The 11,977-nt window shown below is 47.5% G+C and carries 12 protein-coding genes and 2 pseudogenes; 7 read left to right on the top strand and 7 right to left on the bottom strand.

From position 1 onward, the window contains the following. Window positions 1-169: 169 nt before the first annotated feature. Window positions 170-622 carry an Lrp/AsnC family transcriptional regulator gene (locus POF51_RS24155; protein WP_069852208.1) on the bottom strand — a complete coding sequence of 151 codons (453 nt, stop codon included), beginning with the start codon at window positions 620-622 and terminating at the stop codon, window positions 170-172. A 173-nt stretch (window positions 623-795) separates the two neighbouring features. Between POF51_RS24155 and POF51_RS24160 the strand changes: the two genes are divergently transcribed. Next, a complete protein-coding gene (locus tag POF51_RS24160; protein ID WP_069852210.1) occupies window positions 796-1,968 on the top strand; it encodes a serine hydrolase domain-containing protein in 1,173 nt (390 codons plus the stop codon). Window positions 1,969-2,091: 123 nt separating this feature from the next. After that, window positions 2,092-2,349: pseudogene (locus POF51_RS24165) on the top strand (MFS transporter); the annotation flags it as partial. Here POF51_RS24165 and POF51_RS24170 read toward each other — a convergent pair. The 5 genes and pseudogenes from POF51_RS24170 to POF51_RS24190 form a co-directional block, all read right to left on the bottom strand. After that, window positions 2,308-2,622 carry a hypothetical protein gene (locus POF51_RS24170; RefSeq protein ID WP_271756274.1) on the bottom strand — a complete coding sequence of 105 codons (315 nt, stop codon included), beginning with the start codon at window positions 2,620-2,622 and terminating at the stop codon, window positions 2,308-2,310. The pseudogene POF51_RS24165 and the gene POF51_RS24170 overlap by 42 nt on opposite strands. A 106-nt stretch (window positions 2,623-2,728) precedes the next feature. Next, window positions 2,729-3,892 (bottom strand): SMP-30/gluconolactonase/LRE family protein, encoded by a 1,164-nt coding sequence (locus POF51_RS24175; protein WP_083261740.1) that lies wholly within the window; start codon window positions 3,890-3,892, stop codon window positions 2,729-2,731. A 32-nt stretch (window positions 3,893-3,924) separates the two neighbouring features. Beyond that, window positions 3,925-4,173 carry a zinc-binding dehydrogenase gene (locus tag POF51_RS24180; RefSeq protein WP_244521835.1) on the bottom strand — a complete coding sequence of 83 codons (249 nt, stop codon included), beginning with the start codon at window positions 4,171-4,173 and terminating at the stop codon, window positions 3,925-3,927. Between the two features lie 295 nt (window positions 4,174-4,468). Next, window positions 4,469-4,699: pseudogene (locus tag POF51_RS32215) on the bottom strand (alcohol dehydrogenase catalytic domain-containing protein); the annotation flags it as partial. Between the two features lie 93 nt (window positions 4,700-4,792). Then, complete coding sequence (locus tag POF51_RS24190; RefSeq protein WP_069852218.1) at window positions 4,793-5,638, bottom strand: SDR family NAD(P)-dependent oxidoreductase; 846 nt, start codon at window positions 5,636-5,638, stop codon at window positions 4,793-4,795. Window positions 5,639-5,936: 298 nt separating this feature from the next. Between POF51_RS24190 and POF51_RS24195 the strand changes: the two genes are divergently transcribed. The 5 genes from POF51_RS24195 (at window position 5,937) to POF51_RS24215 (ending at window position 10,802) form a co-directional block, all read left to right on the top strand. After that, on the top strand, window positions 5,937-6,593 hold the full coding sequence (locus POF51_RS24195) for a TetR/AcrR family transcriptional regulator (protein ID WP_064199447.1): 657 nt from the start codon (window positions 5,937-5,939) through the stop codon (window positions 6,591-6,593). 337 nt (window positions 6,594-6,930) lie between these two features. Next, window positions 6,931-8,121, top strand: a complete 1,191-nt coding sequence (locus POF51_RS24200) for a helix-turn-helix domain-containing protein (protein WP_069852220.1) — start codon at window positions 6,931-6,933, stop codon at window positions 8,119-8,121. Window positions 8,122-8,167: 46 nt separating this feature from the next. Continuing rightward, complete coding sequence (locus tag POF51_RS24205; protein WP_069852223.1) at window positions 8,168-9,169, top strand: ABC transporter substrate-binding protein; 1,002 nt, start codon at window positions 8,168-8,170, stop codon at window positions 9,167-9,169. Then, window positions 9,166-9,969, top strand: a complete 804-nt coding sequence (locus POF51_RS24210; protein WP_069852226.1) for an alpha/beta hydrolase — start codon at window positions 9,166-9,168, stop codon at window positions 9,967-9,969. The genes POF51_RS24205 and POF51_RS24210 overlap by 4 nt, the downstream gene beginning before the upstream one ends. 38 nt (window positions 9,970-10,007) lie before the next feature. Continuing rightward, the gene (locus POF51_RS24215; RefSeq protein ID WP_069852228.1) at window positions 10,008-10,802 is read left to right on the top strand and encodes a DUF817 domain-containing protein; all 795 of its coding nucleotides are present in this window, start codon (window positions 10,008-10,010) and stop codon (window positions 10,800-10,802) included. A gap of 55 nt (window positions 10,803-10,857) precedes the next feature. On the opposite strand, the gene POF51_RS24220 is transcribed toward POF51_RS24215, so the two are convergent. Further along, a complete protein-coding gene (locus POF51_RS24220) occupies window positions 10,858-11,841 on the bottom strand; it encodes an ABC transporter substrate-binding protein (RefSeq protein WP_069852231.1) in 984 nt (327 codons plus the stop codon). Between the last annotated feature and the right edge of the window lie 136 nt (window positions 11,842-11,977).

An 11,977-nucleotide genomic window follows, 5' to 3' on the forward strand; every position in this document is an offset into this window, starting at 1 on the left:
ATATTAGACTATGCAATCCGCCCATACAAACAAGCCAGTCAAAACACGAAAATAAAGTGTTAGACTGGCTTGTTTTTTGAACTATCGATACCTGTTAGCTTAGTCATTTCTAAGGTCTTCGAACTTCGGAATCGGATTCCTTTTTTCATGCTGTTTTTTTCGTTTCCAGCTATCGCAGTAAGTTTGCGTTATCAAATGAAGGTATTAGAAATTTATAGTCGATAGGCGATGACATCACGATCAGCGTTGTGTAGGTTCCGTATTTATCAGATTGATTTCCGAATTCCTCGAGGGCTTGGGTGGATTCGGTCATGACTTTCAAGAGGTAATTGTGTTCCCCACTGATACGATAACATTCCACAACATCGGGAGTGGAGCGGCAAAAATCAAGGAAAGCGTGACAATCTCTCGTATGAAACAGGATAAAGGCTACCGTATGCTTTCCCACTTTTCCAGGGGAAATGATGGTGCGATACTCGCTTATGACCCCTTTTTCCTCCAAACGTTTCACCCTCTCCGTCACCGCGGGCTGTGATAATCCTACAAATTTTCCGAGGTCGGTCATGGAAATCCTCGCTTGGTTTTGCAGGTGGTAAAGGATTTGTTTATCAACGTGATCCATCAATATCGTCTCCTTTTAATTTATAAGTATTTCCTATCAAACTTCTTGAATTTATTCGTGAAGAAGCACATCTAATTTGATTACCTTATGTAATTACCTTAACTAATTTTATAAAATTAACTTACAATAGTAAAGCGATGAAGACTTTAACTATTCTGAAAGGATGAAAAGAGTTGAGTAAACTTTATGCAAGAAAAAATGATCTGGAACATTTGGCAGATCGTATTGATGAGGTCATCGAGCGAACGCTGTACGAGAAGCGATTGGTTGGTGCGGTCATTAAAGTAGCGATAGATGGGGAACTGGTTTATAGCCGTGCAGCGGGTTTTGCTGACCGAGAGGAAAATCGGCCCATGAGAGAAGAGACGTTATTCCGGCTGGCATCGGTAACGAAACCCATCGTTTCAACGGCTGCTCTCGTGCTCGTTGCGCAAGGGCGGTTACAACTTGACGACCGCGTTGATCGTTGGCTGCCGGAGTTTCGGCCGCGTTTGCAAAACGGTGAGTACGCAACAATAACAGTTCGACACCTAATGACGCACACCGCGGGTCTGACATACCGCTTCTTTCAAGAGGAAAATGGTTCCTATCAACGAGCCGGGGTATCGGATGGCATGGATCAGTCGGTTATCACGCTGGAAGAAAACTTGCGCCGGATAGCCTCTGTTCCCCTTCTCTCTACGCCGGGAACCGAGTGGAGATATTCCATTGCGACCGATGTGTTAGGGGCAGTCATTGCAAAAGTTACAGAAACACCGCTTGATGAGGCTATCCATTCGCTGGTAACAGGACCGCTTACGATGCAAGATACGGGTTTTACTGTAATAGACCCCGAAAGACTGGCAACGGCTTATGCCAATGATCTGCCAGAGCTTCGACCTTTGCTTGATCCCGACCACCTTCCGTTTATAGAGGGCACGGCGGGCTTCCGGCTTTCCCCTGGTCGTGCACTTGATAGCGCAGCTTTTCCTTCTGGCGGAGCAGGCATGGTTGGCAGTGCCGGGGATTTTCTAGAATTGCTGGAAACATTGCGCAAGGGAGGGTCTCCGCTTTTGCCAGAGTCTTTGGTTCGCGAATTGACCACCAATCAGATTGGTGATCTGCCAATGGCCTATTGGCCAGGTCGCGGGTTTGGTCTTGGTTTTACGCTGCTCAAGGATCCTGTCGCCGCAAACACCCCTGAATCTCCGGACACATGGCGTATGGGGGGCACATATGGTCACTCATGGTTTGTCGATCCCTTGCAGCGGCTCAGCGTCGTGGCGTTCACCAATACCGCTCTGGAAGGCATGTCCGGCCAGTTTACGGTTGACCTTTGTGAAGCTGTATATAACAGGAATAAGTAATCGAAAACGAACACAAGAGCCTTGGTCTAGAAGGAACAAGCCAAGGCTCTTGTACAGAATTTGAACAAACCGGACTGTACAGCAATCGTTTCATATCAAACCGTAAAGAGAGGTGCCTACGTCATGTACCATCATACAACTACCTCGACAAAGAGTGTCTCTGGTGCTCTCCAATCCGACAGTCTTCCCTGGTCCGGCTTACTGGCCCTTGCTATGGCGGGATTCGTCTGTATTCTCACCGAAACGATTCCGGCTGGCTTGCTGCTTCAGATAAGCGAGGGGCTTGGAGTATCGGAGGTCCTGGCGGGTCAGCTTGTCACCTTATACGCCCTTGGCTCACTATCGGCTGCGATTCCATTGACAGCAGCGACACGCGGATGGTATGGCGTTAACACCGTATTTGGTAGCGCTGGCAATCACTTCCTTGCCGGCAATGGGGGAGATGATGATATCTCCCTTGCCCTGACCCAGCATCGGCGGAAGCCCGTAGTGCAGCGTCAACATAAGACCGTGTACATTCGTCCTGTACAGATCCTCCCATCTTTCCTGTACTTCATCAGCCTTTTGAATATCAGCAGGTACTGCCATAACCTCGTACAATCCCTCTTTATGCAATTCCTGAACCAGCTCATCCAATCGATGCCCCGATGCCACTGCTAGCGCCTGTCACCAAGGCCACTTTGCCGATCAGACTCTCCTTCTCATTCCAAGATAGCTCCAAATCATCCAGATTCATTTCGCACTCTACCAAATTCCAACATTATTTTGTTAAAAGCACGCGATGAACACCCTTGCTGCCTCCCGGTGCCGTTCCTATATATAAATATCCGTTATGGCTTACAGCCGTAGTTACGCCATACAGTTTACCTTCCGGATCATGCCAGCTTCCGATAAGCTCTCCCTGCGGGCTGAGCTCCATAGCAAGCCCATGCTTCGCCGGTGCGCTTGCGCCGCTAAGCAGCGACTCCGGCAATTTGGCCATGGTACTGGCTAACCAAGGGTTGCTATGCATCTGATCTACAAAAGAAATGCGAGTCGTGAAGATACCGACCCAGAAATGACCTTGATCATCACGCGTAATGTTGTCTGGAAAACCTGCGAGATTGTCTACGAAAATATCAGATGTACCCTTCTTCGGTCCTTTAAGCCAGTATCTAGTCAATTGATAATGATACGATTCCGCCACAAGCACAAAATCTTCATCCGCAGACAAGGCGACTCCGTTTGCAAAATAAAGGCCTTCTAACAGGACGGTCGTTTGCTTGGTCTTTGGATCGTACTTCAGCAAACGTCCATGCGGCTTGTTCTCGGCAATTTCCTTGAAGGTCACACTACCATAATTCGAAGTATCAGAAAAATAAATGGAGCCGTCCTTGGCAATATCAAGCTCGTTAGCTAGATAGATCGGCTTACCGTCCACTTGATCAGCCAATACCTCTATGCTCCCGGATGGGTTAATAGACAGCAGTCCCCTCTTGACATCAGTAACGATCAAATCGCCTTTGGCATCGAATATAAGCCCATTAGGAGTTCCTTTGGTGTCTGCAAACATTTGGGCTTTTTGCGGATTTCCCTCTGCATCGAAAGGAACCTTGTAAATCTTCCCATCTGAATCTCCTGTATATAGCTGACCTTCTTTATCGAATGTAATGAATTCAGGGAATTGAGGGGCATCAGTCACAAGCTGAGCCGAGCTGAGTTTATTGTTTTGTTTCCACGGACCCGCTTCCTCAAAAGAGGGGGCCGTCGGTGCTAACCATTTTGCCGGTTTGATCGGTGAAGGTACAAGCAAGAAAACGAGTATTCCTAGAACGAGCACCGCGAGCAGCGATAGCCCCCATCTGTATATCCTAGCACGTAGTGAGCGTTTAGGACGATTCACGCCTTCAGTAGATTTAACGGATCGAACTTGTGTATTAGGCATTAGTGTGTCTCCTTTTTCATATAAGCGAGATTTTAGATTTGGACTACGATTTTACCGAAATATTGCTTTCCTTCAGCCAAGAGCGCGAATGCTTCTCCAATTCGGGCCAGCGGGAATACATGGTCGATGACGGGATATAAACGATGATGGGCAATCGCCCGATTCATCTTTTCGAAGTGATCTCGGTTGCCGACTTGACTGCCGCGAACAGTTGCGGGTTTCTGCAAAATGCTGGAGACATCGTATTCCGGAATGGTCAAGCCCGATAAGAACCCGACCATACTCAAGGTCCCTCCAGTGCGAAGCGCATTTATGGATTTCCCCATCGTTGCTGCTCGACGTGATGATGGCTCGTGCTCCGGCCATAAGCGAGAATTGAAGTCCGAAGATGGATACCCCGCCCGTTCCTTGCAGCAGCACGGTATCACCCGCTTGCAAACCGCCATATTCGATTAGCATGCTCCATGCGGTTAATGCCGCGATCGGTAAGGTTGAGGCCTCCTCATAAGTGAGGTGATCGGGAATAGGGACGACTCCGCCTTCATGTAGAACGACATATCGGGCGCTATTCCGTTCAACGGCCCCCAGGCTTTCTTCTAACACCCCAGGTCTTGGGCTGCCGGCAATGAATCGCTGTTGAAAATTACCCGCTACTCGGTGTCTGACCTGGAACCTTGTTACTCCTTGGCCAACGGCTACAATTTCTCCCGCTCCGTCTAATAATGGAATGAAGGGAAATTTGACTTCGATCGGCATTAATCCGCTGAGGACCACTAGATCACGGTAATTGAGAGAAGCTGCCCTCATGCGGATCAGTACCTCCTTAGGTCCTGGCGTTGGTGTCTAGTTCCGTTATGATTAATTCCTCGAAGCCGAAGCCGTTTTTCAGCTGTATAGCTTTCATCGAATTGTCCTCCCTGCAAGATCAGATTGATTACCCGGATTCTTATTATTGCTGCTGGATCCTTCACGCGGACGAATCATGCTTCCCACAAGCCGAAGACTTTGTTTTCGTGTAATGAATCGCGATAACTGCGCCCCGAGATAATTCTGCACACCCGGAACGACGTATACTTTCCCTTCCTTCAACGCACGAAGTGCAACCTCGACGACTCTTTCCGGAGTGTCTTTCTTTCCGACGGAGGCTTCTTCCGCTCCTACGACATTAAAGAAACTCGTGTCCGTCGCACCGGGACAAAGTGCGAAGAATTTAATGCCGCGGTTGCGGTTTTCAAACCATAACGCTTGAGTAAACGACAGGACGAAAGCTTTCGTTGCCCCATATACGGCCATATAGGGAAGTGGTTGAAATCCGGCGGTTGAAGCAACATTGATAACTGTACCTGAGCTTTTGCGCAACATATCCGGCAAAAACAAGTGGGTCATATCTACAACAGCGGCGACATTGAGCATAACTTCTTCATGTTGACGCTCGCCTGACACTTGTTCAAACAAACCATGCGTAGCAAAGCCTGCATTGTTGACCAGCAGTTCGATATCCACTTTCAAAAGTCGACATTGCTGATATAACTCGCTGGGTGCGCCCTCTTTCGCAAGATCCATAGCGATAACCTCGGCTTTGATGCTATACATCTTTCTGAGCTCTGATGCCAGACTCTCAAGCTTGCCCTTCGATCGGGCTACGAGTACTAAATGGCTGCCTTGTTTGGCCAGTTGTCTCGCGAATTGCTCTCCAATACCGGAAGAAGCTCCCGTGATGAGCGCCCATTTACCTTGAATCGTCATATCGCTACTCCCCTTCTAGAAACCATGTTATAATATAGAAACATCGTTACCGAATGAGCAGAAGTAATTATTCCCGATTCTCAAGGAATGTGATAATCATCATACCATTTGGTAACAGTGTTTCCGAACGAGTTCATTGTATCCCGGCTTTTCTAGAAAGTCAATCTTTGAATATCCTTGAACATCCTTGAACATCTACCGTCTCATTGACAACCGCTTAACAACTGTATAAAATTCCTTGCAAGAGCGTCAGAAACTTTGTTTCCTGACGATAACTTGATATCCGAAGGTGATGATTATGAGCGATCAAGATATCTCCTCCAATGCAAACTCACGAGTGTTGAAAACCTACCAAGAAGCCCGCTTGCAAAATATTGAAAATCTCCGCAAGCTCGTTGTTGACGCTGCGGCAACGCTCTTGCAAGAAGAGGGTCCGGAAGCCGTTACGGTGCGTAAAGTATCGCAGAAAATGGGTTGCTCGACAAAAATCATTTATAACTTGTTTGTCAATAAAGAGGGCTTGGCTCAGCAGCTGTATCTGGACGGTTGTAAGCTTCTCGCTAACGAATTCGAGGGGACGCCGCAAGCTGCTGATCCGGCGCAGCATTTGCAGAATTTAGGCGAAGCCTTTTGGCAATTCGGGCAGCGTTACTCCAGTTATTATAAACTGATGTTCGGAGGCGCATTCGCGGATTTCAAACCGGACGAGGAAAGCCTAAATGGTACCGTAACGGCCATGCGGCAATTATTGACGGTGATCAGCAATGCGCAAAAGCAAGGTCTCATCCCTGGCCAGTATGACACTGAATTAGTTATCCGCGTATTCTGGGCTTCGCTCCATGGCGTCATTCATCTTTACATGGGAGGACACTTAGGAGATGTACAATCGGCGCATGCGGTATACAGGCAAACGTTGTCTTTAATTGTCAGCTCGTTATTGCCGGATAAAGCTTAAAAGACGGCAAGCTCTTCCCGGTTTAGGGGAAGAGCTTGTCTTTTTTCACACTGCAAGGATACCTTCAATACTAATCTCTACTTCAATTCTTTGCTTTACCACTATTTGTGATACGCTTCTCCGCGCTTGATCTTAAACTAATCTGCCCGTTAGTTGAATAACTTGCCGTCAGTCTAACACTTTATTTTGCAGTCTAGTGCTTTATTTTTCAGTCTACAACTTTATTTTCATGGAACACTTATTTTTTTCTTCCTCTATCATTTTCGCTATCATTCATAGATAATAATTATCATTATCAAAAACTATTGCACTTGCCTGAAAAAAGGTGGATGGATTCATGAAGCCTAACGAAGAATACGAGCCTAGTCGTCAAATGTCACTCCACGAGGTTCGCGCCTATATGATCTGTAACTTCGATCGTCCGTTAAACGTAACTACGTTGGCAGCGATGGCGAACTTAAGTCCGAGCTATTTTGGTGATTCGTTCAAGAAGGCTTACGGGCAAAGTGTCATGGACTATGTAACGAGTCTGCGTATCAATCACGCCAAGCGATTGTTACGTGAGACGGATATGAAGCTGCGGGAGATTGCGAAAACAATCGGGTATAGCGATGAGTTTTACTTTAGTCGGAAGTTCAAGAAAGAAGTGGGTGTATCCCCCTCCTCGTATGAAAGAGTTTCCGAGCGCAAAATTGCCGTCTACTCCCCTTCCCTACTGGGACATCTAATGGTACTGGGAATTATACCAGTCGCTGCTCCTTTGGATGCGAAGTGGACCCCGTATTACTATCAGCAGTATCAGCAACGGATTGCGGTTCATCTAAAAGCGGTCGAAACACCATGGAACGATGACGATCAGGAAATGATGCTTCTGGCTGCCAAGCCTGATATTGTCATCAGCCACATAGTACTTCCCGAAACTACTAGGCAACGCTTGTCTGCACATGGCATAGACGTCTTGACCCTTCAATCTTCTGGCTGGAGAGAACAATTACGTGAAGTTGCCAGTTACACGGGCAAAGAAGCAGCTTGTGACTCCTGGATTGCTTTTTATGAAGCGAAGGCTGCTGCCGTTCGCGCAGACCTGCAGTCCGTGCTCAAACAAGATAAATTTGCGATCATTCGACTTTATCGGGATGGCATCTATCTCTACAACAATAAGGGGATGAAGGAGCTTCTGTGCGATGATTTGCAGCTTTCTCTTGTGGAAGAGGAAACGGAACCTTGCAATCGGCCAATTTCGCTTGAGCAGCTTGTGAGCTTAGACCCGGAGCGAATCCTGTTGTTCGTTTGTCTGGATGAGTCGACACGTATAAACTGGCTGACGCTACAGCATCATTCGCTTTGGAGAGGACTTCGCGCTGTTCAAGATGGGTATCTCTATTCCTTGCCTTCTAATCCGTGGTACGAGTATTCACCCGTTGCCATGAATCGGATGCTGGATGAAATGCTACTGATCGTAACGGGGAAAAGTCCAAATGCGATTCAAGGTGTTGTCCATGGAGCCCCTTTCTTGTGTGAATTATAATGTTTTCCAGTGAGAAACATTATCAACGAGAGGGGATTCCACTTGTATGACAAAGAAAACTAGCCTTGCCCTGATGCTGACCACGACGATGCTCGTTGCTGGACTTACGGCAGGCTGCGGGAGCAATGCAAGCAGTGAGGCAGTGACGCAGAAGGTCGATTCGTCCGCGACTGGGAGTGTCGAAGGAGCGGCAAAGAGCTCATCTGACCAGCCTGCCTACCCGCGGGTACTAAAAGATGAAATGGGTAACGAGGTGACATTGCCTGCCGCACCTGCCAAAATATTCGCTCCCAATCTTGAAGATACATTGGTCGCATTAGGCGTTGCTCCGGTCGTGCAGTGGTCAACGGGCTCAAGACCAAAAATGTATTTGCAAGATAAGCTAAAAGATGTGCCGTCCATTACCTTCGCAGGTGGATTGCCTCCAGAGCCGGAAGCGGTTATGGCCCATGAGCCAGATCTCATCCTCTTGCACAATGCCAACCATATCGAAAGCGGCGTGTACGATAAATATAAGATGATTGCTCCGACATATGTGTTCAAACATGCAAATTCTGATCTTGAATCTTCCGTACGCGTGGTTGGCGATCTGTTGGGCAAGTCGACGGAAGCTGAACAAGCTTTGCAGACATATAAGGAGCATGTCGAGTCAGCCAAAAAGGAGTTGGCCCCTCATATCCAAGGCAAAAAAGCCGCAATCATTCGCTTCAATGGCAGAGGGATGTTCTTCATCAAATACGATTTCTTCAGTGGATACGTACTTACCAAAGAACTAGGCTTTTTGCCAAGCCAGGTCGTATCCAGCGGTGACATTAATTTATCACTAGAGAGCTTACCTGATTTGGATGCGGACTATATTTTCCTCATCAATGACGCTGGTACGGGGGATGCGTTTGAGAAAGACTTGACAGAGAGTGCTGTTTGGAAAAGCATGGAGGCTGTGAAGAACGGTCGTACGTTTAAAGTTGAGGGAGATCACTGGTTAAGTGGTGGTCTGATCGCACATATGAAAGTCATTGACGATGTGAAAGGATTGATTGCAAAATGAGAATCATAGAGAAAAACGGCTACTCCCCTAGTAATTGTGTAGAGTGGACACTGCAATCAAGCCAAGGTCGTGACTATCGGATTATGATTGCGATTCCGGAGGCTGAGGCCCCTCCTGAAGGGTATGCGGTTATTTATGCCGTGGATGGCGATGCGATGTTCGGAACGATTGCCGAGACAGTGAAGGTCCAAACCCGTAAGCCCAAGGGCTTCAACCCAGCCATTGTTGTAGGAATCGGCTATCCATCACGTCTGCCATTTGACATGGACCGCCGTTGTTATGATCTGACCATGCCTGTGGACGCAGCTACGCTTCCTGACCGACCAAATGGGCAGCCTTGGCCAGAGTATGGCGGAGTTGATTTGTTCCTCGATTTCCTTGAACAGCAGCTGATGCCAGCTATTTCTTCCGAGTGGCAAATAAATCCGAACAAACAGGCGATTTTCGGCCACTCCTTGGGCGGCCATTTCACACTGTATACGATGTTCTCTCGTCCGAAGCTATTCTCTCACGTCATATCAGGCAGTCCTTCCGTTTGGTGGGGCAATGACGAGGTATTGAGGGAGCAAGAGCGCTTCATTGCCCAATGGAAAGGGGAACACGACGTAAAGCTTCTTGTCATTGTTGGCGGTGATGAACTCTCCTTCATGGTCGAGGGTGCACAACGGGTCGTCGAGCGCATGGAACCACTCGCTACCAAAGGTATTCAAGTGAGCTACATCAAATTCGAAGATGAGGGCCACGTAAGCGTGCTGCCTTCCGCGATCAATAGACTGGTGCGGTTTGTGCTTACGGATTAACTCTCTGAAACTACTTTCAGAACGTAAAGGACAGACAAATGATACGATATATTCGTTTATTGCTTCATTTCGGCTATCAAGAAGCCATGTCATGCTTGTTTCCGGTCTTTATTTTTGCTTCGCTGGCCTTATCCAAATTCGTCACCATTCCTGGTTTGCCGAGGTATGACCTCCTGCTTTTGCTTTGCCTACTCTTCCAAATCTTCATGGTGAAAAGTGGCTTGGAGTCTCGGGACGAATTGAAGGTCATCACGGTCTTTCACGTGATCGGGCTGTGCTTGGAAATATTCAAGGTGCATATGGGATCTTGGAGCTATCCAGAGGATGCGTACAGCAAGGTGTTTGGCGTTCCTCTTTACAGTGGGTTCATGTACGCCAGTGTCGCGAGCTACTTATGTCAAGCTTGGCGCCGACTAGAGGTCTCTCTCTCTGGCTGGCCGCATCAGATTATCGCCACCATTTTGGGCGCCATGATCTATCTGAACTTTTTCACCCACCATTATATTTGGGATTTGCGTTGGGTGCTGATGGCAGCTATTTTCATTGTCTTCTGGAAAACCCGTGTTTATTTTAGCGTCGCGAACGAGCGATTTTTCATGCCCATCCCTCTTAGTTACTTTTTGATCGGTTTTTTCATTTGGATTGCGGAAAATATAGCGACGTTCCTCGGTGCTTGGAATTATCCGAATCAAAGAGCAGGCTGGGAGCTCGTGCATCTCAGTAAAATCAGCTCGTGGTTTTTACTTGTCATCGTGAGCTTTATTATCGTGGCGGAATTGAAGCACGTAAAATCCAGAAGATCCCAGTCCCATGATAACAAGAGACACATATAAAAAGCCTATCTACTCTTTCGATCGAAACGTCAAAGGGTGGATAGGCTTTTTCTTCTTATTTGATTACGTTGCTCAGTACATTCTCAATCATTTGGCGGTTAGCGATGACGCCTGTGTACAGCCAACTGGAATCTTTCGCAAACGTATAGGCATTTCCATTCTTCACAGCAGGGATATTCGCCCATACGGGGTCCTTTTGCAGCTGTTCCAAACCAGTTGGATTACTGTTTACGATAAACAAGTACTCGGCATCGAGTTCAGCCAATTTCTCCATGGAAATCGAATTCCAGTTTGCTTCTCCTGACTTGGAGATTTCCTGAACGATGGCAGGAACCTTAAAGCCGAGGTCCTTGTAGAGCACATCGCCGCTAGACAAGTCCTGACGTGCTACGTACACATTTTTCCCCGTCATCCACAGTGCTGCCGCTGATTTTTCTCCGATCGCTTGCTGCAACTTTTGTTTGGATTCGGCTGCAAATGTCTCATAAGCCGCCAGCACTTTCTTCGCTTCTTCCCCCTTGTTAAGGACTTCTCCTACTGTCAGGAGTTCTTTGCGCCAATCGCTGTTCTTTTCTTTTCCGATTGTATAGGTTGGCGCAATTTTTTCGTACTGACTATACTTGTCGCCTTGGATCAAGGTCGCGCTATCCAAAATAATCAGGTCAGGACTGTGGCTCATCACAACTTCTGGTGGCAGATCATAAGGAATCGCTGGAATACCCGCCAGCTCCTTTTGCAGGTAGCCCTGTACCTCACTGTTCCCTACAGACCATTGGGCGACTGGCTTCACTCCCAACGCTACTAAATGATCCTCCAGATAAGAAGCAATCACGCGCTGCGGTCGGGCTGGGACTGTTACTTCATTTCCCATCGCATCCTTCAGTACTCGTGGAGCTTCAGCCCCCGGTGTCGCAGTCTGACTGTCACCCGCTTGAGTCTCTGGATTCGCTGCGTTCGGCTGGCCAGAACAAGCGCTCACGATTGTAACTAGGCTTGCCAATACGACACTGGCTATCGAAAGTTTGGCTGTTTTCTTCATTGGTGTATTCCTCCATCTGCGTCATGCCATCAAGCAGCGGCAATTGCCAACTCGACCACATTTTCATTGAGAATAATTATCAAAATCACAATGGGTATTATATCGGATTATGGCACGATGCTCAACTTTTTGTTTA

It is taken from the genome of Brevibacillus sp. AG, from assembly GCF_028369215.1.
GTDB classification, from domain to species: domain Bacteria; phylum Bacillota; class Bacilli; order Brevibacillales; family Brevibacillaceae; genus Brevibacillus; species Brevibacillus porteri.

Excerpts from the sequence above, each read along its gene's own strand:
- POF51_RS24180 (WP_244521835.1), bottom strand. The coding sequence starts at position 4,173 with ATGGTCGGGTTCTTATCGGGCTTGACCATTCCGGAATACGATGTCTCC.
- POF51_RS24190 (WP_069852218.1), bottom strand. The coding sequence starts at position 5,638 with ATGACGATTCAAGGTAAATGGGCGCTCATCACGGGAGCTTCTTCCGGT.
- POF51_RS24155 (WP_069852208.1), bottom strand. The coding sequence starts at position 622 with ATGGATCACGTTGATAAACAAATCCTTTACCACCTGCAAAACCAAGCG.
- POF51_RS24205 (WP_069852223.1), top strand. The coding sequence starts at position 8,168 with ATGACAAAGAAAACTAGCCTTGCCCTGATGCTGACCACGACGATGCTC.
- POF51_RS24215 (WP_069852228.1), top strand. The coding sequence starts at position 10,008 with ATGATACGATATATTCGTTTATTGCTTCATTTCGGCTATCAAGAAGCC.
- POF51_RS24220 (WP_069852231.1), bottom strand. The coding sequence starts at position 11,841 with ATGAAGAAAACAGCCAAACTTTCGATAGCCAGTGTCGTATTGGCAAGC.
- POF51_RS24195 (WP_064199447.1), top strand. The coding sequence starts at position 5,937 with ATGAGCGATCAAGATATCTCCTCCAATGCAAACTCACGAGTGTTGAAA.
- POF51_RS24210 (WP_069852226.1), top strand. The coding sequence starts at position 9,166 with ATGAGAATCATAGAGAAAAACGGCTACTCCCCTAGTAATTGTGTAGAG.
- POF51_RS24175 (WP_083261740.1), bottom strand. The coding sequence starts at position 3,892 with ATGCCTAATACACAAGTTCGATCCGTTAAATCTACTGAAGGCGTGAAT.
- POF51_RS24200 (WP_069852220.1), top strand. The coding sequence starts at position 6,931 with ATGAAGCCTAACGAAGAATACGAGCCTAGTCGTCAAATGTCACTCCAC.